This window comes from Glaciimonas sp. GNP009 (genome assembly GCF_054343755.1).
On the sequence record NZ_JBTGUV010000004.1, the window covers coordinates 4427486 to 4451034 of the forward strand.

The 23549-nt window shown below is 47.6% G+C and carries 19 protein-coding genes; 12 read left to right on the top strand and 7 right to left on the bottom strand.

The window, feature by feature from the left end; translation table 11 throughout:
* The first annotated feature begins 3 nt into the window (after positions 1-3).
* The 11 genes from ACXX82_RS20425 (at position 4) to ACXX82_RS20475 (ending at position 13598) form a co-directional block, all read left to right on the top strand.
* Positions 4-1461, top strand: coding sequence for an oligosaccharide flippase family protein (locus ACXX82_RS20425; RefSeq protein WP_323506369.1), 1458 nt, complete (start codon positions 4-6; stop codon positions 1459-1461).
* Positions 1462-1523: 62 nt separating this feature from the next.
* Positions 1524-2768, top strand: coding sequence for a lipopolysaccharide biosynthesis protein (locus ACXX82_RS20430; protein ID WP_458563595.1), 1245 nt, complete (start codon positions 1524-1526; stop codon positions 2766-2768).
* A gap of 23 nt (positions 2769-2791) precedes the next feature.
* Complete coding sequence (locus ACXX82_RS20435; protein ID WP_458563596.1) at positions 2792-4096, top strand: polysaccharide pyruvyl transferase family protein; 1305 nt, start codon at positions 2792-2794, stop codon at positions 4094-4096.
* The gene (locus tag ACXX82_RS20440; RefSeq protein ID WP_458563597.1) at positions 4093-5148 is read left to right on the top strand and encodes a glycosyltransferase family 4 protein; all 1056 of its coding nucleotides are present in this window, start codon (positions 4093-4095) and stop codon (positions 5146-5148) included. Before ACXX82_RS20435 ends, ACXX82_RS20440 begins: the two co-directional genes overlap by 4 nt.
* A gap of 83 nt (positions 5149-5231) precedes the next feature.
* Complete coding sequence (locus tag ACXX82_RS20445; protein WP_458563598.1) at positions 5232-6656, top strand: O-antigen ligase family protein; 1425 nt, start codon at positions 5232-5234, stop codon at positions 6654-6656.
* 170 nt (positions 6657-6826) lie between these two features.
* Positions 6827-7708 (top strand): glycosyltransferase, encoded by an 882-nt coding sequence (locus ACXX82_RS20450; RefSeq protein ID WP_458563599.1) that lies wholly within the window; start codon positions 6827-6829, stop codon positions 7706-7708.
* A complete protein-coding gene (locus ACXX82_RS20455; RefSeq protein ID WP_458563600.1) occupies positions 7705-8952 on the top strand; it encodes a glycosyltransferase in 1248 nt (415 codons plus the stop codon). Before ACXX82_RS20450 ends, ACXX82_RS20455 begins: the two co-directional genes overlap by 4 nt.
* A gap of 1 nt (position 8953) precedes the next feature.
* The gene (locus ACXX82_RS20460) at positions 8954-9949 is read left to right on the top strand and encodes a glycosyltransferase family 2 protein (RefSeq protein WP_458563601.1); all 996 of its coding nucleotides are present in this window, start codon (positions 8954-8956) and stop codon (positions 9947-9949) included.
* Positions 9946-11088, top strand: coding sequence for a glycosyltransferase family 4 protein (locus ACXX82_RS20465; protein ID WP_458563602.1), 1143 nt, complete (start codon positions 9946-9948; stop codon positions 11086-11088). Before ACXX82_RS20460 ends, ACXX82_RS20465 begins: the two co-directional genes overlap by 4 nt.
* The gene (locus ACXX82_RS20470; RefSeq protein ID WP_323506361.1) at positions 11076-12161 is read left to right on the top strand and encodes a glycoside hydrolase family 99-like domain-containing protein; all 1086 of its coding nucleotides are present in this window, start codon (positions 11076-11078) and stop codon (positions 12159-12161) included. Before ACXX82_RS20465 ends, ACXX82_RS20470 begins: the two co-directional genes overlap by 13 nt.
* A 252-nt stretch (positions 12162-12413) precedes the next feature.
* A complete protein-coding gene (locus tag ACXX82_RS20475; RefSeq protein ID WP_323506360.1) occupies positions 12414-13598 on the top strand; it encodes a DUF1972 domain-containing protein in 1185 nt (394 codons plus the stop codon).
* 175 nt (positions 13599-13773) lie between these two features.
* Here ACXX82_RS20475 and ACXX82_RS20480 read toward each other — a convergent pair whose 3' ends face one another.
* Entirely contained in the window at positions 13774-14397 is a 624-nt protein-coding gene (locus ACXX82_RS20480) for a phosphatase PAP2 family protein (RefSeq protein ID WP_458563603.1), read from the bottom strand.
* Between the two features lie 530 nt (positions 14398-14927).
* Between ACXX82_RS20480 and ACXX82_RS20485 the strand changes: the two genes are divergently transcribed.
* Entirely contained in the window at positions 14928-15269 is a 342-nt protein-coding gene (locus tag ACXX82_RS20485) for a hypothetical protein (RefSeq protein WP_458563604.1), read from the top strand.
* Between the two features lie 128 nt (positions 15270-15397).
* Here ACXX82_RS20485 and ACXX82_RS20490 read toward each other — a convergent pair whose 3' ends face one another.
* The 6 genes from ACXX82_RS20490 to ACXX82_RS20515 all read right to left on the bottom strand — a co-directional run bounded on the left by ACXX82_RS20490 (position 15398) and on the right by ACXX82_RS20515 (position 23427).
* On the bottom strand, positions 15398-16801 hold the full coding sequence (locus tag ACXX82_RS20490) for a phosphomannomutase/phosphoglucomutase (protein WP_458563605.1): 1404 nt from the start codon (positions 16799-16801) through the stop codon (positions 15398-15400).
* Positions 16802-16974: 173 nt separating this feature from the next.
* A complete protein-coding gene (gene galU, locus ACXX82_RS20495; protein ID WP_458563606.1) occupies positions 16975-17925 on the bottom strand; it encodes a UTP--glucose-1-phosphate uridylyltransferase GalU in 951 nt (316 codons plus the stop codon).
* Between the two features lie 234 nt (positions 17926-18159).
* The gene (locus ACXX82_RS20500) at positions 18160-19578 is read right to left on the bottom strand and encodes a mannose-1-phosphate guanylyltransferase/mannose-6-phosphate isomerase (protein ID WP_458563607.1); all 1419 of its coding nucleotides are present in this window, start codon (positions 19576-19578) and stop codon (positions 18160-18162) included.
* Between the two features lie 237 nt (positions 19579-19815).
* A complete protein-coding gene (locus ACXX82_RS20505; protein ID WP_322237930.1) occupies positions 19816-21231 on the bottom strand; it encodes an undecaprenyl-phosphate glucose phosphotransferase in 1416 nt (471 codons plus the stop codon).
* Positions 21232-21883: 652 nt separating this feature from the next.
* Positions 21884-22615: a response regulator transcription factor gene (locus ACXX82_RS20510; protein WP_322237932.1), complete on the bottom strand. Its 732-nt coding sequence runs from the start codon at positions 22613-22615 to the stop codon at positions 21884-21886.
* Positions 22616-23001: 386 nt separating this feature from the next.
* The gene (locus ACXX82_RS20515) at positions 23002-23427 is read right to left on the bottom strand and encodes a response regulator (RefSeq protein WP_323506356.1); all 426 of its coding nucleotides are present in this window, start codon (positions 23425-23427) and stop codon (positions 23002-23004) included.
* Between the last annotated feature and the right edge of the window lie 122 nt (positions 23428-23549).

Below are 23549 nucleotides of genomic sequence, written 5' to 3' on the forward strand. Positions count from 1 at the left end.
GCGATGGATAACTCTATAAAGTCAGCATCTTTTTGGTCTTTCATTAACTCCTTCGCTACTAGAGGTCTTTCGTTCGCATTTTTTATACCTCTTACGCGCAAGCTTGGTCCTGGTCCACTGGGCGTGATGGCACTGGCTTTAGCGGTCGGGGTATTTCTTGATGCAGTGATTGATTTGGGACTGAGTGATCAATTCGTCCGTCATCAGGATGCAAAAGACCAACGTTTCTTTAGCACCGTGTTCTGGGCGCAAGTCAGTGTGGCAGGGATCGTTGGGATCATTGTCGCAATGTTTGCGCCGCTGTTGGCGCGGGTACTTCACGAACCGGGACTCATTTTTGCGTTGCGCGCTGTCGCAATCGCCAGTTTTGCAACAGCTGTTGGTTTGTCGTCTATTTCCTGGTTGCGTCGGGGACTTGAATACCGAGCTATAGCCATACGTAATGTGTCGGCCACATTTGTAGGTGGTGTGGTTGGCATATATATGGCATGGAATGGATATGCTTTATTAGCTGTGCTTGCGCTTCACGTTATTAACGCCGTTACCGGAACATTGGTGGCAATCTACAGCGCTGCATGGAGACCCTCTTTGGTCTTTTCACAATCCAGTTTGAAGTCAGTCAGCCGCATCGCTGCAAATACTTTTTTAACCAGAGTACTTGAAGCGGGAATGAGCCGGCTGGACCAAATCGCCGTCGGTGCTTTCTTTGGCGCATCTGCGCTAGGAATGTACTCTCTAGCGGTAAGACTCTATGATATTTTATTTCAACTCGTATGCATGCCTGTTGCTTCGGTGATGTTGCCATACCTTGCACGTTATCAGGCAGTAACTGTTGAATTTCGGCGGCACTTTCTTGATCTGCTGCATATCGTCTCCCTGACGGCCCCCCCTATTTTTATGCTTGCTGCACTTAATACCTCCTCTCTGCTGGGATTAGTGTTTGGCCCGCAATGGGTGGGTGCTGGTCCATACGTGCATATCATTTTTGGTATGGGGGTCGTCCAGGCATTCACTTTTATCCATACAGTCGCGTTCGCTGCGTCCGGGAGAACATCGGTCAATTTAGGGGTCGCACTATTTAGCGCATTGTTGTGGTCGGGGTCGCTACTTTTATTGCCTGCATACGGAGTCATTTTTGCGGCAATTCTTTGGGCTATGCGGTCTGCGATAGGCATACCAATCCAGATGTATTTTTTGAAAAATATGCTTGATATGCGATTGCGGGATTATCTACTTAGTCTCGCACCAATGTTCCTTGCATTAGCTGGAATGGTAGGAGTTAGCTTTCTCATCCTCGCTATTGGAGAGAGAGCCGATGTTAATCCATTGATCCTGCACTTTTCGTCGATCCTCGCTGGAGGCGGTGTATTTGTCGTTATGGCAATCCTTCTTTCTTCCAGAGTCAAAAATATTGGAATCGGCATTTTGCAGAATATAGTTCGTAGAGGTTCACAAGCGTGAGTTCACATTCATTTTTCTCATTATTTATACGCACCATTGGCTCAAGCATTGCGGCGTTATTGATGACGATAGTCTATTCTGTGCTATCGGCAAGATTGTTAGGTGCCGATGGTCGGGGAATACTTGCTGCAATTCAGCTTTGGCCGACAGTCTTGGCAGGATCAATGACCGTTGGATTACAGACCGCGTTCGTTTACTATGCGCGCCAAGATCGTTCGCGCTGCGCACAATTTTTTGCGGCCGGTTTATGGGCAACATTTCTAGTATCGATCGTTTCCGCCGTTGTTGGTTGGCGTCTTTTATCACATGCACTTCCATTTCTATCAGCACCACAACTTCACTTCGCAAAAATTTATCTAGCCTTCATGCTGCCAGTTATATCGGCCTCAATTTATATCGGAGGTTGTGCGCAATTAATAGAGAATTTGCGGCTTTTCAATGCGCTAAAAATAGTACCAATAGCGTTTCAGGTGATCGCCATCATTTCGTTATATCTCTCGATTGGGATTACTCCGGAGCGTCTGGCTATCGGCACTGCTGTGACGCAGTTGCTTGCTTTGAGTTGGTCTACTCGTGAAGCGACCAAAATTTTGGGCTTTTCTTTGAAACAAACACGTATACATATATTAATGCTCTGTGGATATGGAGCGAGCGTATGGGCGGTCGAAGTATTGGGTGTCGCCACCCAACAGATAGACAAAATATGGATTAGCGGGGCGCTTTCTTTACGTGAGCTTGGCGTGTACAGCTTAGCATTTGGCATGTCCAGAGTTGTTGCAAATATCCAGAATTCAGCAGCGACCATTTTATTTCCGCGCAATATAGGAAAACCTAAAGAAGAGGTCGTCTCCAGTACCGCGAAAGTTTTTCGGCTTACTTTCTGGGCGACATTGGTGGTTGCGATCCCGGCCTCACTATTGGCTATCCCATTGTTCCCCCTCATATTTGGTCCAGACTTTGTTGCTAGTGGATGGATGTTTCCGTTGTTGGTATTGGAATGCATTTTAGGAACATCGTCCTGGGTATTGGCACAAGCATTTAATTCATTGGGTAAACCTCACTTGATCGTGACGCGGCAAATTTCTGGACTGCTATGCATGGTGATGGTTGCATATTTTCTTGTTCCCCGTATTGGTGTGTGGGGTGTGGTATTGGCGATGCTCACTGGTGCGCTCGTCAGATTGGTGGTAACGCTTTTGGCGTTTCCGAAAGGGTTACAAGTACCGATGCCACAGATATTTCCCGATAAAAAAGATGTTCAGGGTGTCTTCATCGTCCTAAAGAAGAAATTTGTTTCCGTCACATAATTTTTCAACATTACAGAGTAAAAATGAAACGAATTTTTGTAGCTGGTAGCTTCACATGGAATAACAAAGGCGATGCAGCATTATTAATTGCGACGGCACAGGCGCTGCGTCAGTTTGTTCCTGATGTTGAACTTTCGTTCACATCGTTCACTCACGTTCTGGATGCACAGCGCTACAAAGAGCGCGTCGTTGCCATGCCATTAGACCCTTCAGGGCGGGTGTCAAAATGTATTCATAAGTCGGGAACCTGGTCGCCAACGTTATTGCGATTGGTGCTGGGAATGGTAGTTTTGGTATTTCGGGCATGGCTCCTGATTCGTATTTGCCTACCAAAGCAATTTGGATATCGTCTTCTTGGTTGCATTGCGCCCACAGCGCGTGAAATTTTGGAATGTGATTTGGTTGTTTCCCTTCCAGGGGGATATTTGCAAGCGACGACCTTGGGTGAGGATTACTGGTTATTTCATTGGTTAACGCTCAGCATGGCAAAAGCTGCGGGTAAGCCAGTTGTAATTTATGCACAATCACTTGGGCCATTTGAGGGAGTGCATAGGAAGTGGGCTGAAGAAATACTAAAAAAAATGGATGTTATTTCTGTGCGCGAGGAATTTTCGTTGAAGCGACTGAAAGAATATGGTGTCGCAATGGACCGAGTCGTATTGGTGCCAGATGCAGCATTTGGATTAGCAGATGATGGGCGCGGTACCAGCGAATTTGCATCAGTTGCGGAGTCGTTAAATCAGTACCCACAACCATGGGTAGGCGTATCGGTGCGCGAACATAACTTTCCAAGCAAGGCCCATCCCGAAGTTTGGATGGAAAAATATTTAGTTGAGGTCGCACAAGCGACAGACCGAATGATAGAGCTTACCAACGGTACCGCTTTTTTCGTCCCGCAATGCATTCTTTCTGGTGGCAGGGATGTTGAGGTGTCGCGTGAGGTAGTAAAAAGAATGCGGAATATAAATCGCGTATGCGTTCTTGATGAAGATCTTTCTCCGCTTGCTTTGCAAGTGCTCTACAGTCGATTTGAGATGCTTATTGGAACTCGGATGCACGCCAATATTCTGACCATGTGCACTGGGACGCCGATTGTTGCGATTGCCTATGAACGCAAGACCAACGGCATCATGAGTATGTTGGGTCAAGATGAAAACGTCGTGAATATCGAAGATATTGAAGGCAATTTGATACCCATGGTCGAGCGCGTCTTTGCATCGCGTAAAGAAATTAAAGCCCATTTGGAAAAGGCAGTACCACCTATCCGCGATCGGGCGCTGTTGACTCCAAGAGTCTTGATCGAAAAACTAAAGGGGCTCGCTTCGTGAAAATAAATTTTCTTCTTCCTACACCGGGACACCATCCTGTTGGTGGGTATAAGGTTGTCTATGAGTATGCGAACGGCTTGGTCGCGCGGGGTCATGATGTCACTGTGACCCACCAGATGATCATGGTGCCTGATGCAACAGCACTTAGACAATGGGCGCGTTATGCCAAGTCGCGCTTAAAAGGCGACTGGCTTCCCACTGATTGGTTTAAGGTTGACCCTCGTGTGAAGATGCGCATGGTCCTGAGTATGACTCCGTCCTCACTCGGCAAGGCTGATGCACTCATCGCAACAGCATGGGAAACAGCCGAAATCGCCGTAAAGCTGCCAGTCAGTTGTGGAAAAAAATTCTACTTCATTCAGCACTTTGAGGAGTGGAGCGGTGACCGTGATCGCGTTCTTGCCACTTGGCGGTTACCGTTACAAAAGATAGTGATAGCAGATTGGTTGCGACAAATAGCCATCGGTGAGGGGCATACCGCGCATTACATTCCTAATGGCGTTGACTTTGTTGCCTTCGGTACAGATATTCCGGCAGCATCCCGAGATCCCCATACCGTCATCATGCTTTATCACAACTTTGATTGGAAAGGATCTGTCGATGGTCTGACCGCTTTGCGTACCGCCAAGGTCAGCGTACCTGATCTGAAGGTTATTCTTTTTGGCGTCCCTCAGGAGCCAGCAGGTCTGGAGCCATGGTTTGAGTATCACCAGTTGCCATCGCAGGACTTACTGCGCAGCCTATATAACCGCGCCGCGATATTTCTCTCGCCATCCTGGGCAGAAGGGTGGCCTTTACCGCCCGCTGAAGCAATGCTTTGTAGTGCCGCCACCGTGTTAACCGATATTGGCGGACATCGAGAATATGGCGTTAACGGGGAGACGACACGGTTTGGTCGGGCACGTACCCCTGACTCACTGGTTCCACCACTTTTGCATTTGCTCAACGATAGCAATGCTCGCATTGAGCAGAGCAAGAAGGCGCAGCGCTATATCGCCGAATTTACTTGGGATGTTGCGGTTTCACGTTTTGATGCAGCTTTACAAAATTAGTGTCATTGACCGAGGTGGCAAAACGATTTTCGATCAGGGATTTGGATCAAGAACATATTTCGCATCATGTTAGGCATCGCTAGATGAAGCAACTCACTTTCTTCAAGTATTTGATTATCCTTGGCGCTCCGCTGACTGCGGGCGTGCTTGGACTTTTATTGCCATTTCTACCTTGGTGGCTACCGGTAGGATTGGGTTTAGTACCTGTTGTGACGGTTGTTGTATGGGTTTGGCCATCTGCCGGACTAGTCTTTTTATTAATGATGATTTTTGGAATTATTCCATCACCAAATCAGAAGCTGACTGACCTCGCCACTCTTATGTATTGCATTTTTATATTTATGCGGCGTTGGAGTGATGTTGGCCAAATGATTCGGGATCACAAAAGACAATTATTGTCTCTGATGATTTTGGTGGTGTGTGTACTATTTTCTGCAATATACGGATATTTTTATAACGCAAATTTTAGGCCTTATGTCTACAACGAGACGATGGTGCTTATGTATTGGATGCTATTCCCTGCGACAGCATTACTGGTAGTAAGGATTGATTCAGCAAATGAAATATTTCGGGCAGTCGTAGGCCTCGCCGTACTATTCGCAGCTTTAGCTGTTGCGCAGAGTGTTTTAGGGGTTAACCTCAATTTTTCAAAAGGCTCACGTCTTGAGGGCCTTGATGCAGCTAGTGGCGGAATAACAGGTCTTGCCAGAAGCATCGTTCCAGGTACTTTGATCATTTTGTTTGCATTTTATTGTGCTCTTGTGGCTATTCTGCGTCGCGAAGGGCGAACTTGGTTATGGGTATTTGTTCTGCTGATCAGCATGTCTGCTTTATTTGTTAATTTCGGACGGGGTTTGTGGGCAGTGACTTTTGTCGGAAGTTTTATAGTAGCTATGCTAATGGGATGGCGCTCTACTATCCGACTTTTTTTAGTTTGCGTATCCGCTGGGATACTTTTGATTTCGGTTTTGGCTGTGCTTAAGCCTGAGGTGTTAAGCGCTCTTGTTTATCGCGTGACAAGTATTAGAAGTGAAGGAGGAATCAATACATCTTTTGGGTGGCGACTCACTGAAAATCAGTTTGCATGGGCCAAGATCAGTGCAAACCCAGTATTGGGCATAGGTTTTGGTGGTGAATACAAGCCTCGCCTAATACCTAACGCTTTATTTACTGAGCAGACTAGATATATTCATAATGCATACTTATACATCTTATTGAAGATGGGGGTAATCGGTCTTTTAGTCGTACTTTTCAATCATGTATTACTTGTGTGCTCCGTTGCCCGAGGTCGTGAATTCCGAGAGTCCGGTACCGCTCCGAGATTGGCTGCTATCGGTTTGTTGGTAGCGGTACTTTTATTGTCATTCACACAGCCCGAACTTTTTTCGCCTTCTGCTATGGCAGCGCTTGCAGTCTTAATTCCTATTGCCTTGCGGATTCGCATCCCATTGCGTTACAAGCTTGAAACTTCGTCAGATTCGAGCCGAAGAGGGCAACGGAAATGGTAAGCCTTTCTCTTAATATGTTTACGAAAGCTATTTCGCATTCTAAGGTAGCTGTCGTTCTCCTAAATTGGAATGGCTGGCGCGACACCATCGCATGTCTTGACAGTCTCTTTCCGACGTTGCCAAGTGGGTCGCGTGTCATAGTGTGCGACAACGGGTCGCAAGATGATTCTATGGCCCATATTCGTGATTGGGCCAATGGTGCGGATAAGAATCTGACGCAGCCCGCTTTTGTTACCACGCATGCTGTGCGCCCGCTACGTTGGGCTGAGTACGACAGAGATCGGGCGGAAGAGGGTGGTAACACAGATGATCCTTCATTGGTGTTGATCAATACGGGGGGGAATTTAGGTTTTGCCGGAGGTAATAACGTCGGTATTCGATACGCTTTGGCTCACGATTACGACTTCATCTGGCTATTGAATAATGATACGGTCGTCAATGCATCATCGCTCGTCGCATTATTGTCACGCATGCTGGCTGATTCAAAAATTGGCATATGTGGGTCTACTCTGGCGTATTTCGATGCGCCAGATACGGTGCAGGCGTTGGGCGGTTCACGTTTTGATTTCAAGCGTGGTATAGGCGCTCATCTCGGCTTAGGTGAAGAACTCTCGGTGCCTCGTAATCAGAAGTTGATCGAACAATCGCTGGACTATGTGGTTGGTGCTTCGATGATGGTTTCGCGCGCGTTTCTCAAAGACGTAGGATTGATGTGCGAAGATTATTTTCTCTATTTCGAGGAGATAGATTGGGCTATGCGGGCAAAGGGGAAATTTATTCTGGCGTGGGCTCCGGAAAGTGTCGTTTTGCATAAAGAGGGTGGCACGATTGGCTCTAGTCATCGTTCCCGTCCTTCGACTACTTCATTGTTCTATCTCTATCGGAATCGTCTGCGTTTTGCTCATCGTCATACTCCTGAACATTACTGGAGTGTATGGCGCTCAGTTGGATACGAAGCAGCGGTATATTTAAAAAGGTGTGATTTTGAGGCTGCAAAAATTATTTTTTGCTCGTTAATTACCGCCTGTTCTTTTACCAAAAGAACTCCATGATTCGCGTAGCTGTGATTTGTAACGAATCCCCTTATCCGCCAATTCACGGAGGACGCGTAGATGTGATGCGGCGGTTACGGGCATTTCACAATCAAGGGGTCAAGATTTCTCAATTGATCACATGGGGTAAGGATGTTGATGTAGCAAATCAACACCTGGCTCTATCAGAAAATCTTGGCACTGTTGTGGATGAATTCACGATCTTTGAGATATCAAGAGGTTGGCTATCAAGGTTAAAGCGACTACCGCGATTACTGCTTAATTCGCTCTATGTGGTAACCAGAGAAGTAACCGCGAGCCAGTTAGATCGTTTGTTCAAAGCTGCACAGATTGCCAATGTGAATGCTGTTTTTCTGGATGGCTTATTTGGCGGACAGTTGGCGCTCGCGCTTGCTAAACGACTCGGTGTTCCACTGTTTTATCGCTCCCATAATATTGAGCATTTGTACCTGCAACAACAGAGTCAGGTAGCAAAAAGTCTTAGGGGGAAAATTGTGCATTGGCTTGCGAGTCGGAATATTGAATCGTTTGAGCGAAGAATTATTGCCCAATCTGCTCTTGTTTTTGATATTTCGATTGAGGACATGACATATTGGAAGTTCCAAGATTTCGATAACCTGGTCTGGTTGCCGCCATTTTGTGATCCCTTGCCTAGGAGTGTTCGCCAGTTTAAAAAGAGAGATGTCGCTTTTCTTGGGAACCTCTTTATGCCGAATAATGTTCAGGGGGTGCGTTGGTTGCTTGAATCTGTGTGGCCATTGGTGCTGCAGAAGGCAGCAGGCGCTACCCTGCGCGTAGCGGGTTCTAATCCGGCTGACGAAATCATACAGGCTTGTGCGAAGTCACCTAATGTGGAACTTGTGTCGAATGTGGAAGTTGTTTCGGATGTTTACGATGCCGCCCTTGTGATGGTGAATCCTGTGCTCGTGGGTAGTGGCGTCAATATGAAGGCATTGGAACTTCTGGACACAGGGAAACCTGTAATTTCTACATCTCAGGGCGTAAAAGGATTACCAATTGCACATAAGGCTTTATTTCAACTGGCAGATTCGCCATCAATCTTCGCCTCCGCTATTTTAAAAGCTCTTGAAAATAACCACGATCAAACTGCCCAAAGCCGCCTGCCTGAGTGCTATCGCCCGGAAGCAATTGTCCACGTCATAAGAATGATAGCCGCAGTTATTTTAAGCTGGAAATCTAGTGATGTTTTGGCAGACAGTCGCATAGAAAATCAAAGGAAATAGTATGGGTATCCGTGTAGCCGTTGTTATAAAAGCGTTGAACGAGGAGCGAAATATTGCACGCTCAATCGAGTCCGCGATTGCAGCGATCTCCACCTATTCTGGTGAGGTTATTCTTGCTGATAGTGGCTCCGCTGATGCAACGATCGAAATTGCGAAACGTTATCCTATAAAAATCGTTCAGCTCTTGGACATATCTGAACGATGCTGTGGTATTGGAGCGCAGTTGGGATACCAATTCGTGAACGCTGATTATGTCTACATCTTGGATGGAGACATGGAGTTAAATAGTGATTTTTTGAAGCGCGCCGTTGATATTTTGGAACACAGTTCTGGTCTCGCGGGCGTTAGCGGCATGGTTGAGGAATTAGGTGGTGGAAACTACGAATTTGACGTCCGTAAAGCGGAACAAGATGGTCGGCTAATTGGTAGCCAGGAGTCACTCGATATGGGGGGGCTTTATCGGGTAGAAGCGATTAAGAAAATTGGCTATCTGACCAACAGAAACCTTCATTCTTATGAGGAAAAAGAACTGGGCCAGCGTCTATTGCAGGCAGGTTATACCTTAGAGCGGATTGCAGATCCGGCGATAAGGCACTTTGGAAAAACTGACGAGTCGTTACGTTTGTTGGTTCGCCGTTGGAAAACGCAGCACGTCGATGGGCCTGGGGAGTGGATGCGGACGGTATGGAAAACGCCAAACTTCTTTTCTGTAGCAGTGAAGTTTAAGCAGTTATGGGTAATATTTTTTGGATGGATCGCACTCACTATTTCGCTTGCGATTTCTCCGAGTTTTTGGTTCCCTTTGGCCCTGACAATAGCGGCGCACAGTGTTCTCCTTTTACGTTTGACGTTTAAAAGAAAATCATTTGGTTTAGCATGCGTGGGATTTATTCACTTGCAATTTTATACTGCAGGTATGGTTCGTGGTCTGTTTCGCCGGCAAGTAAATCCCACGGCCCAGATTAACGCGCATGTCTTGAGCGGGTCACCTTTATGAGACCCCGAATTGGCATTGATTTTCATGTCCTTGATGGTAAATTTCAGGGCTCACGTACGCATGTATTAGAATTATTTTCCAGGGTAATTGCACAATCTCCTGATATCGATTTTTTTCTATTTTTAGATAAACCAGAAATACTGCCTACCTTGTCGTCAGTCTTTTCCTCATCTAACGTGCACAGCATAAAGATGCCGCACGCCAATCCGTTAAAGCGGCTTTACTGGCAGCTTCCACGGCTTTCTCGTAAGTACAAACTTGACATTGTTCACACCCAATATATTCTGCCGTGGCCATTGCCCTGCAAGGGAATGGTGACGATTCATGACGTATTGTTTGAGACGCATCCTGAGTATTTTGAGCCAATATTCGTGCTGCGCTCTCGGGTGCTTATGCGCTTGGCAGCTAAGAATGCGGCGCACGTATTTGCGGTAAGTGAATTTTCCCGATCTGAGATTACAAGGCTTTATGGCGTTCCTGAAAGTCGTATTTCGGTGGCGCTGAATGGTGCTGATCTCACGCGGTTTACACCGGGCAAAGAGGGTGGGCACTTGCTGGAGCAGTGGAAACTAGTTTCAAGAGGCTATATTCTTTCTGTTGGCCGTCTGGAGCCGCGCAAAAACCACCGTAGTTTGATTGAAGCTTACGCGTTGTTAAAGGGAGAGGTCCCCGACCTGGTACTAATCGGACAACGAGATTTTCGATTCGATGACGTTTTTACGACGATTACGCGATTAGACCTTTGTGAACGCGTACACGTTCTTGAAAATGTGTCCGATGTTGAACTCCCGGTCCTATATCGACACGCCTGTTTGTTTGTATATCCTGCCTTTGCAGAAGGATTCGGCATGCCTCCGCTGGAGGCAATGGCCGCTGGAGTGCCAGTCATCGCGAGTAATACGACGGCAATTCCTGAGGTTGTCGGAGATGCAGGACTGCTAGTAGCACCGGATGACGTCGATGCATTGGCGGCGGCGATACAGCGGCTTCTCGATAATCCTCTAGAGCGTGGTCGACTTTCTGCTGTTGGTCGTGAACGTGCGTTGTCGTTCACGTGGGATGGGCCAGCATGTCAAGTACGCGCTTGTTACTTAGCAACCATTAGAGATTTCAAAGGTTTTGACATATGCGAATGTTAGTAATGATTACAAGGCTGGTTCTGAGTATTTGTATACTGGGACTGAGCACGACCGCGACGCCTGCAACAAGGCAGGACTATCAAGTCGGCGTGTTCTATTTTCCTGGTTGGAAAAATCATCAGCCTCATGCCCCTGCAGATAATCCATGGGACCGTTTGAAGGCTTTTCCCGATAAAGAGCCAGCACTGGGTTGGTATGATGAAGGTGCTGACAATGTCATGCACCAGCAAATCGACTGGATGAATAAATATGGCATTAATTTTGTGGTTTTTGACTGGTATTTTGGTATTGGTCAACACGTCTATCTGGAGCATGCATTGGCTGCATTTATGCGTGCACCCAACCGCGACAAATTAAAATTTTCAATCCTTTGGGCAAACCACGACGGTATGCCGAAGAGTCATGACGATTGGCTAGTAATGGTCCGGTATTGGGTAAAGTATTATTTTCCCCGTCCAGAATTTATGCGAATTGATGGCAGGCCGGTAGTCTATATATTTTCTGCTGATGAGCTAAAAAAGCAAGCTGAATCTTTTGGAAGTACTACGAAGGAGTTACTCGAAAGTGCGCAGACAATTGCTCGAGAAAATGGATGGCCTGGAATCGATTTTGTCGCTGGCTCAGGGGCAAATGTACCAATGATCAGTTCCTATGCAAAAACGTCGGGATATGCTGCTTTTTCAGCATACAACTACCACCAAGGTCCGGATACTCCTGCTCAGTCGCACAGTTATACCGAGCTTGATCGCGGATATAGGGAGCACTGGCAGCGCTTTTCTGAAAAAGGAAATCTTCCATTGATTGTGCCCATGACCTCGGGTTGGGATAAGCGGCCTTGGGGCGGTAGCAGCGATGCTGAGCATGATAAATCTATTTCAACACCGCAGGAGTTTAGGAAGCACTTAGAGGTCGCCAAAAGTTTCATGGACAGTCACGTCGCGCTCACACGTCGCATGGGTGTGATCTGTTGCTGGAATGAGTTTGGAGAGGGGTCTTATATTGAGCCAACAAAAAAAATGGGCTTTAGTTATCTTGAGCAAGTGCAGGATGTTTTTGGTCGAGCCAAGCCTTGAAAATAAATGTTTTTTATTCTTCCGAATTTATACGGCTCGCATAATTCGTAGATGGGTTGATAAAAAACTGCTCAACATCATAGGTATTGGATAAAAATAATTTTAAAAAAATATTAGGTACTTGCACATTCTCATAACCCTCTGCAGCACTGTTCTGTTTAACAGGCTATGCGACGCAATTGAATGAAGTGATGCGTAAAGCATCGAGCAAGCATATTTAAAGCAATAAAAAAACTTTGGGAGGAAACAATTGTGAGTAGTTTGGTTCGAACCTTACGTATCCTTGGCACGCGCGGGATACCTGCTGCGCACGGCGGCTTTGAAACATTTGCTGAACACTTAGCACTTTACTTGGTGGCGCGAGGTTGGCGGGTCATCGTGTATTGTCAAGAGGATGGTGCTGGCACACTATTCGAAGATACCTGGCGGGGTGTCGAGCGTGTTCGTATTCCTGTGTCACAAACCGGATCTAAGGGCACGATGCTTTTTGACTGGAAGGCCACGGTGCATGCAGCTAAGTTTGGCGATTTATGTCTGACGCTTGGCTATAATACGGCAATATTTTGTGCGCTGTTGCGGATCAAAGAAGTTCCGAACCTGATCAACATGGACGGTATCGAATGGTCGCGCGTTAAGTGGGGCAAGTGCGCCAAATTATGGTTTTGGCTAAATGACTGGGCTGGCTGCTGGCTAGGTAATCATCTGGTGGCAGATCACCCGCAAATCAAGGCGCATTTACAATCGCGCGTGTCGGCCAATAAGATCACCACCATACCTTACGGGGCGGATAGCGTGACCACCGCACCGCTTGAGCCGGTCCATGCATTGGGGTTGGAGGCAGGCCGATATTTGACTGTCATTGCGCGAGCCGAGCCTGAAAATTCTATTTTGGAAGTGGTGCAGGGTTTCTCTGCAAGACCACGCGGTTATCAATTGGTCGTGCTAGGTAATTACCAGCAAAATAATGCATATCATCGCTCTGTGCTGGAAGCCGCTAGCGACGAAGTGCGTTTTGTTGGTGCGATATACGATAAGGCGGTGGTTCAGGCTTTACGTTTGCATAGCGCCGCGTACGTGCACGGACATCAAGTAGGTGGAACTAACCCTTCATTGGTCGAGGCGATGGGTGCAGGCAATCCAGTGATTGCGCATGACAATCGTTTTAATCGTTGGGTGGCGGGCGAGGGCGCGGTATATTTTAATGGAGCAGCTGACTTTGCGCGTGCGATGGATGAGTTGCTTGTTAATCCAGCGAAGCTAGCAAAACTGCGACAACACGGTCAACGTCGTTTTCAAGAGGCATTTACCTGGCCGGACGTTTTGATGCAGTACGAGATATTACTTGAACGGTATTTGCCAGTGAGTGACACTGTGCCGAAGAGAGATTTTGAGAGCATAGCGTCTGGCATTCGATTGCCCAAAAGTAAGAGTCAATAATCTTGCTTTGGGATTGACCGGATTCTATTGCCTTGGAAGCATCGCTTGCCCGTGTTACATGAAGCTTTTATTTGTGGTGTGGTCGGCAGCCTCCCGAACGTAGAGGTCATTAAGGCAGCGCGGCAACCTTGCGCGCTGCGGTTCTATATTCAAACTAATTGCTAGTGGAGAATCATTAATCCGGTTCTGACACGCAGCAGTGACTTTTCCCAGAGTATCCACGTTCGAACGGTTTTTCGTGTCCTGAGATGGATAAGGAAATGGCATTCAGCCATCGATCTGTCGGTGCTGGCTTTGCCATCGGCGCGGGAATCAAAATAATCAGACTCAGTGCAATTAACCAACGATGCAAGATTGGTTTAGGTAGAGTGCTTGAAATCCAAATAAAGCCGACACTGACGAATGCGCCCAGAATACAGCCGCTGACAACCTCTGAGACAGAATGCACCTGCACAGCCAGCCGTGATATGCCGATTAACACGCCTAAAGCGATTCCGAGCAGCACGCCAAGAGTTCGTACAGTGGGAGATGATTTTTGCAACAATAAATAAAACAGTACTGGCATGACCGCGGTAGTTCGCATGGCATGTCCACTGAACCCAGTGAAATCGAGTGCCTGAATGCCGATACCCCATCCGATAAAAGCGATTTTTGTTGCTGCAACGAGTGTCAAGCCCAGGGCGAATAGCAGGCACCACCAGAAAGCCATGCGCCAGGCGCGCCCGCACGCTAACCAAACTGTGCACGCCGCTGCAAGCGGAAGCATCACTGTGGTATCGGCAAGTCTGGTAATGCTCATCCATGGAAACATAAATAGGCGCAGCGTTAGTCACCGCGATCTGGTCAGTAAAATTTACGCGTTGATGAATCACTTGAACTGCCTCATCCGGTGCGTAAGTATACCGTTTTAATTGATGTCGGCGAGCAAGAGGGTTAAATATTGCACGGCAATTGTTTACCGACTGAAAATCTACACTTCCCAGAAGTCGCGGTGATGCTTTATACTCCTTTCGTCCCTGAAAAAAAAGGGAACAGGCTTGATAACCTGAATGCAAAAAAGCGCACAAACGGCGCAATGCCGTTTTTTTACGTGTGTCTGTCTTCGTACGTCCTCAACGGGCGGCGGTGGCAGGGAAGCCTTAGGGCTTGCTGGTTTTCTTTTTTGCGCCAGTTTATCAACCCTGCCATTTGCCGCCCACCCCGCTTGATAACGGGGCGCGGTTTAACCGCAAAAGAGGACCAAACAATGCTGAATGCCGTCTCGCCTGACCTGAATCAATCTGCACGGTTTAATCACCTATCCCAACATGACAGTTCGGAAACGCAATCATGAGCAAACCGAACACGACACCGCCATCGTCCTCAACAGAGCCAGAGTCACTTCACCAGGCATTTTCATGGCTACCCACCCACCACAGAAATGAACCAACTGCAGAATTTTATGCGTTGGCTAAAGATGTTTGTCTGGGAATACAAACATGCATTGAGCTGGTCCATTTCAGCATGATGGATAGAGACAGCGGTAATGCGAGGCCGTTACTGAATATTAGAGATACGGAGCGTTTGCTGCGGCTGGCGGGAACGTCATCTCAGATGCTGGCGGAAGCTGCTGCGTTGCGAATTGATGGGCTTAATAGACTTAATAGTCGCGTTTTTCCAGAGGGTGAATAAAGGTTGTCCGGCATCATAGGGCTACGATTTGTACCCGATATGCTTAGGTGTCGCACCTTTAGTTCTGCCACTTGCGTCGACCGGAGTGGCAGCTCACCCTCCTGCCTTATTAAGGCAATGTGATTGCATTAATAAGGCAAGGCTGCATCCGGCCTGGCGTCCAAGATCACCCGTTTAAAGGCATTTTGTATACGGCCTAACGCTTCCACTGATTCAGCTTCAAAACGCATGACAATGACAGAGGTCGTGTTGGATGCGCGGGCTAGTCCAAAACCATCGGGGTATTCGACGCGCAAGCCGTCAATTTTTATCACTTCAACTGCGCCGGGGAATGTGGCGTGGCTCAGCAAGTGTGCGATCAGTGGAACACTTTCGCCCTCATTAAGTCTGATATGTAACTCTGGCGTGCTGATCGATTGTGGCAGTCCATTAAGGATCGCCGAAGGATCGGTTTCGTGGCTAAGCAGTTCCAGCAGACGCGCTCCCGCGTACATGCCGTCATCAAAGCCGTACCAGCGGTCTTTAAAGAATACATGTCCACTCATTTCCCCGCCGAGTGGCGCACGGGTTTCCCGCATTTTTGCCTTGACCAGTGAATGACCTGTCTTGCACATCAATGGCTTACCGCCATGTTCAATAATCCAGGGAGCGAGGTGTCGCGTACATTTGACGTCATATAAAATTTCAGTGCCAGGATGACGTGTCAGGACATCTTTGGCAAATAGCATTAACTGGCGATCTGGATAAATGATCTGACCATCTTTGGTCACCACGCCCAAACGGTCTCCGTCGCCATCGAAGGCCAATCCAATCTCAGCGTCAGTCTCACTTAGACAGCGAATTAAGTCCTGCAAATTTTTTGGATCGGCCGGATCGGGGTGATGGTTGGGGAATCTGCCGTCGACTTCGCAAAATAGTTCAATGACTTCACAGCCCATTGCACGATATAACTCGGCGGCAAATGCGCCCGCTACGCCGTTACCACAGTCAATGGCAATCTTCATTGGACGTTGCAGTTTTACGTTGCTGGTGATGCGTTTGAGATAGTAATCTTTGATGTCGTGCGGACGATATTGGCCAGGTTCTTTCGGTTCTTTTGGTTGCGCTGTCGATTTGACGATTGCTTGATCGCATATCGCCTGGTATAGCAATTGAATAGTGTCGCCATATATCGCTTCGCCACCCAGTACCATTTTAAATCCGTTGTGATCCGCAGGATTGTGGCTGCCGGTGACCATAATGCCAGAAGTAGTGCTTAGTACGTTGGTGGCGTAATACACCATCGGCGTAGTGACAACGCCGAGATCGATTACGGTCACGCCGGTTGATTGCAAGCCATTTACCAGTGCGGTCGATAGCTCTGGCCCTGAGAGGCGGCCATCACGGCCGACGATTGCCGCATGTTCGCCCTGTGCCAGGACGGCTGCCCCAAATGCCCGACCAATATCGTAGGCGATCGATGCATCCAGTGTTTGACCGACGATGCCGCGGATGTCATACGCTTTAAATAATGTAGGGGAGAGAGTAATCATGTTGTAAAGGATCAAAATTGAAAGGAAATCAATGAGGCGCGTGATAGTGGTGCGCGAAAATTGGCCAGGATGCTTGCGCCACTTGTTACTAACGTCATTTGATCATCCTACTAACCAAATAAAACAGTCGCCTCACGTGCGCTGTAAAAGAGGTTTCATAATTGTTTGTGGATTCACGGGATTTCTACAGACGTTGATGTAGCGAGTGCGCTTTGTTTATCATCCGACGCAAATTCATTTACTGAGGATGTCGTTGAAGGGAGGTTGCGCAGGAAGTGCCGAAATTCTTCGCTTACCTCTGGATGTTTGAGCGCAAATTCGACTGTTGCCCGCAAATAGCCTTGTTTGCTTCCGCAGTCGTAGCGGGTACCTTTAAATTGATAAGCAAGGACTCGCTCATGGGCCAGCATCGCTGCAATGCCATCGGTCAATTGTAGTTCGCCGCCAGCACCGGGTTGGAGGTTGTGCAGGTATTGAAAAATCGAAGGATTCAAGACGTAGCGCCCAACTACACCCAAATTGGAGGGGGCATTTTCTGGCGCTGGTTTTTCTACAATACCGTGCAGTGTCAGTAACTTGTCATCCATTCTGGTACCTGCGACCACGCCATAAGATCTGCTTTGTGCGAGGGTAATGGCTTGTACACCGATAATGCTGCTGCCATGTTCTGCATAGAGTTCCGTCATTTGCCGCATGACTGGTATCTTGCCGTCCAACAGGTCATCGGCCAGGATGACGGCGAAAGGCTCACCGTGCACTAACTTTTCGGCGCAGAGCACTGCGTGCCCCAAGCCTAGCGCTTCGGCCTGCCTGACGTAAATGCATTGCACATTTTTGGGTTTGATGTCGCGCAGCAAGTCTAGTAACTCTTGCTTGTTTTTAGCGGTTAGTTCGGCTTCAAGTTCATAGGCTTTGTCGAAGTGATCTTCGATTGCGCGTTTGTTGCGACCGGTCACAAAAATCATTTGCGTAATACCTGCCGCTGCTGCTTCCTCGACTGCGTACTGGATCAGGGGTTTGTCAACAATCGGTAGCATTTCTTTCGGGCTGGCTTTGGTTGCAGGAAGAAAGCGGGTACCCAATCCGGCAACGGGAAATATAGCTTTGGTGATTGTCTTGTGCATGAAGGATTTTTGTTGGGATCGGTCAGATGTTCGGCATTTGTATTTGCCACATCAGTCACACAAGGGCTGGCTGACGTGGGTGTCGCATATAAATTTTAATGAGGTGTGTAGTCCCATACGGATAAAAACTTGTCCCGAGTGTGCGCCCGGATCAAAAAACAACTAACCAGAAAACAACTAACCTACAGCGCTATTAGTGAAGCGTTGTGTTGGTTGATATCCTTCCAATCCTTTTTAGACGCGACCGTATCGATCTTCCAGTCGCACGATGTCGTCTTCTCCCAAATACGTGCCGGACTGTATTTCGATTAGTTCAAGCGGTATTTTTCCTGGATTTTCCAGTGAGTGGACGACGCCTACCGGGATAAACGTGGACTGATTTTCAGTGAGCAAATATTCCTGGTCGCCATTGGTAATTTTTGCGGTACCCGTAACCACGACCCAATGCTCTGCACGATGGTGATGCATTTGTAGTGATAGCTTGGCGCCGGGTTTGACCGTAATACGTTTAACCTGAAAACGTTTGCCGTTTCCTATGGAGTCATAAGATCCCCATGGGCGGGATACTTCGCGATGCTGGGATGCCTCTGAGCGGTTAATTTTGGTCAGCTTTTCGACTATATTTTTGGTATTTTGCGCATGCTCTTTATTCATGACGAGGATGGCATCGGCGGTTTCTACAATGACTGTATCGCGCAGGCCAATGGCTGTGATCAGGCGTGTGGTGCCGTGCACCAGACAGTCGTGGCAGTCTTGCAGCATGACATCGCCATGGGTGGCGTTACTATCGGCATCTTTGTCGGAGGCTTCCCAGACTGAAGCCCACGAACCAATGTCACTCCAGCCTGCTTCCAATGGAACGACGCAAGCATGCTCGGTGCGTTCCATTACCGCATAGTCAATCGCTTTATCAGGACTGCTGGCGTAGGCTTGATTATCTAGTCGCACGAAGTCCAGATCTTTTTGTGCCAACTCTAAAGCATTGCGACAGGCGGCTACGATTTCTGGTTGGTAGTGTGTCAGCTCTTCAATATAACGGCTGGCACGAAATACGAACATGCCGCTATTCCAAAAATAGTTACCGCTGGCGAGGTACTTTTCTGCAGTGTCGCGATCCGGTTTTTCGACAAACTGCAAGACGGGTTGTGCTTGTCCGTGAGATGCCGTGCCGGCGCGGATATAGCCATAGCCAGTTTCGGGTCCAAGCGGGTTAATGCCGAACGTCACCAACTTGCCATCTTCAGCCGCTCTTAATGCTATCTGAATAGCGGCGCTAAACGTTACCTGATTTTTGATGACATGGTCGGACGGCAATACCATCAAAATCGCATCATTCCCTTGAGCGAGTGCATGTAGTGCAGCGACGGCAATCGCAGGGGCCGTGTTACGTCGCATAGGCTCGAGAAGGATCTCTGCATCGACGATTCCAATCTCGCGCAGTTGTTCTGCGGCAATAAAGCGTGATGATTCATTGCAGACCAATAGCGGCGCACCCATCGCGTCAATCTTTTTTAGTCGTTGCATGGTTTGCTGCAATAGGCTTTCTCCACCTAGCAAACGCAAAAATTGTTTTGGATATGTATCACGTGACAATGGCCAGAGTCGCGTGCCAGAGCCGCCGCAAAGAATGACTGGGATAAGAGTAAGAGCCATGTGGTTCGATTCTGAAAAGATGTGGAGATGTTGGTGATAGAGATTTCCGCTTCGCCTGAAGGCGGAAGAGCTCATTAACTTCATGCCTTCGCTGGGCCGACAATAGTGTCGAAACAAGCCTGTTTGACGTCTTAATCAAATCTCAGAGAGGCCGTGCGTGATCTCACTATTTGCGTCTATTTTTAGAAAATTGATTAGCCGGCAATATGCCCAGTGCGGTGGTCGTAGTAGGGCGGACTAATATGCGTTTTCCCCTGTCCAACCCTTGAATGCTGTCCAGATGACGATGCGCAAATCCATCAGGAGTGACCAGTTCTGGATGTAATGCATATCAAACTGTACGCGCTTTTCCATCTTGTCGACGGTGTCTGTTTCTCCACGTAGGCCGTGGATTTGTGCCCAGCCTGTAATGCCGGGCCTGACACGATGGCGTGCCATATATAACTCTAGGATTTCTTCGTATTTCGCATTGTGTTGGAGCGCGTGCGGTCTTGGTCCCACTACTGACATATCGCCGATGAGTACGTTAATAAACTGGGGAAGTTCATCAAGGCTGGTGCGTCTGAGTAGTTGTCCAAATGGTGTGATACGCGCGTCGTTTTGTGTCGCTTGTGAAATCTCGTCATATTCCTGATGCATCGTCATCGAGCGAAATTTGTAGACCATAAATTTCTTGCCGTTGATGCCGAGCCGCGCTTGTTTAAAGAATATAGGACCAGATGAAGAGCATTTAATCCCTACTGCAATCGCAGCAAACAAAGGCAGTAAGATGGTCAAGACTATTGCGGAAAATATTTTATCGAAAAAATGTTTGACGTGCCCGCGTAGGCCATGGGAAACAGGGCGGTTTAAATCTACTGTGGCAAGCCCTAGAAAATCGACCATTTTATTGTTGATCATTTGTAGGCCCAACATATCGGGTACCCAACGAACATTCACCAACGCATTTCTTAGCATGTATTGAATGTCCAGCAATTGCGCTGAAGCACTAATCGGTAACGTAATCCAGATTTCATGGATCTTGTTTTCCTGCAAGTAATCATTTATCCCATCAAGCGTCTTGATAAGGGTGATGGGGGTGGACTGGAGATTGATGGCGTCCTGGTCGTCTGCATATATCGCCACGACATCATAGCCATAACCATTTTGTTGCCGCGCTCTTTGGTGCATCTCTTGACCAGTGTGACCATATCCAACAATCATGACGCGTTTGGTGTTGAAACCGCGACTGCGGACGATACTAAGAACGCCATGTATAGCGACGCGATAAAGTGATAAAAAGGCGATGCCCGTCAGATACCAATAAAAAAGCCAGAGCCGCGAAAGTTCACCAACACGGTGAATCAGAAAGCTGACTAGTAGTCCCACTAATAAAACCATTGCCCATGACGTCATCAGCCGCACAAACATATGCGGCATGAGGCGCCCGCGCCAGGCTACTGTCATCCCGGATTGCGGAAATCCAAACAGCACGAGTGCGCAGCAAAGACAAAGCATAATGGTGTGAATCGGGGAAGTGGCATTCAGAGAGACGCCGAAACGCCAATAGCTGGCAAGTGGTGCCGCAGCAGCTAAAACGACGACATCAGCTAATCGCTTTATTAGCTCAAGTTCGAAGGGATGTTTGAAAATGAGCCCGTTGGATTTTGGCATTTGATTTCATTTCCTTGTTATCGCCCGATCCTGTGTTGGCTGCCCAGTAACTGACGTTTTTTTTCGTGTTTGGTTTCTATTTGGAGGCTGCTAAAACACTGCGCTGCCGATCTTGCTTGGGGTGCGATCGATTTAGCAATGTGGAGTGAGACAACCTCGAATTATCTGGCTCTGATTCTGAGGCGTAGAAAGTGTCAGCAACTCTACGAATACTTACGTTTGCTGACATTTATGTGACTAAATAGCAATTTGGAGGGGGCGCTACGGACTTCTTCTATTAAAGCCGGGTGTGCAGAAATTTTGGATTACAAACAGCGTTGTTGGATATGCTGTTAATAAGTGTATTAAGGTGGGTATCTGGGACGGCCGAGAATATGAAAACTGTTGAAGACCGTCGTGTCATGAGCGATTTTTGGCATGACAAGAATTAAAACTCGGATGAAGGCTAAAGCGGAACGCTATAACGTCGCTGGAGTAAGCTGAAAAGAAAAATACGGTTGGTATTCTGCAGTAGCGCAGACTTGTTCTGAGAATCAACTTCCCGGTATTGCATTGGCAGTTGCATGAGGCATTACGGATTTAATGCTGGATTCAGTCGAAATGCTTATCTATGAACCGCTGCAGTTCATAGGCATCATGTTGTTCGTAACAATTATTCGCGCTCAATTGGATCAGCAAATATATAACCGACTGAATGGGCAACTTTGATCGGCTGCGATGAACCGTAAGTTTTGGCAATTTTTCTGCGTAGTCGGCTGATCACCGCTTCGAGTCTGCGCTCGTCATAGGCCAGCGGATCTTGTTGCAACGCGGTGGAGATAATTGTCCGCCTGCTTACCGGGCGTCCTCGACCTTCAACCAGGATGTCGACCAATAGCGTTTCAAGATGCGTCAGCATAATTTCAGCGCCTGACGGAGCGATGAGCTTCCATTCGGTTCTGACAAACCGCCAAGGTCTGCTACCTTGCGCTTCTGCATTCAGATTTAAGCGCCGGTAAAGACTATCTATGCTCGCGGTGATCTCTCGGGGGTTGGCTGGCTTGGTAAGGAACATATCTGCACCACTCTCCAGCCCATCCACCCGCGTCTGGAGATCACTATGCGACGTGAGCATAATAATCCCAAGAAGGCGCGTCCGTTGCATTGCCCGGAGTTGATTGGCGATGGTGAAGCCGTTATCCCCAGATAACTCGACATCCAAAACCACGATATCGGCCGGTCTCTCGATTAATTCTCGATACAAGGCCGCGCTATTGTGAACGCCGGTGGCCTGATAACCGCGATTGATAAGACTGAGTACAACGATTTCGCGGAAGGCATCGTCGTCTTCTACTACAACAATCCGAATCATCTTTGAAGTGTTGTCTTTAGTCGGCATGTCCATTTGAAGCCATCCATTTTTGTGCAGTGTGTAATTGGTGCGAGGTCTTTGATAATGAAATATCAGAAAATGTTGGATGTCGTCAGTTATGATATTTTGGGCATAATGATAATACATTAATATGTATATTTGTCGTTTGAGCAACGTGCGCCATTAAATAAATCGGCAGCCAGATTACGTATGGCGGGGCTAGCCTGTCAGCGTTAATGAGTGTCAGATTGAATCTGTGGTTTTGCGGAACACTCCCTTTGACCATTATGGCTGTGAGCTGGAGGAATCTATCACTAGATCGAAGCATGATGACTAAATCCACTGCACAGTTTTTATGAGCCATTGACGTAGCGAACGGGCTGTGCTGTCGCTCATATTTTGGGTTAATTTTTTGTTTCTTAAAGAGGCGCAGGCTTGTTGTTGGTTCTCTTTAGTCCTTGCGTCACGAGGGCACGTAGCGCGATTGGCGAAAAATCTTTTTTCTTAATAAAAGAAACATCGGGTGGTAATCCCCCATTATCCAAAATATCTGCTTCTTTAAGTCCCGAAATGATGATGAGCGGAACATGACGATAAGCTGGATCGACTCGCAAAATATTGAGCATTTTGAAGCCGTCAAGATCCGGCATATCAAGGTCAGCAATGATGATGTCAGGACTGCACTCACAAGTTTGTATCAATCCCTGGAACCCATTAGCGGCGATGACGAAACGGATGTCTTTTATGTCCGCTAAAGCGTTCTTGTATAGACCAATTAGCAGAGGATTGTCCTCTACGATTAAAACGGTACAGGGCAAAGAGGTATCGATCGCTTTTGTGTGCATGTGATCATTTCGTATCATTTCCGTTGCAGGTGAGCAGCCCGTTGATGCACAGGATGTCGTTATTTATTGATAAATAAATACGTATTGCGATGATACTGTTGGCTAATTTTAACATATTTGAC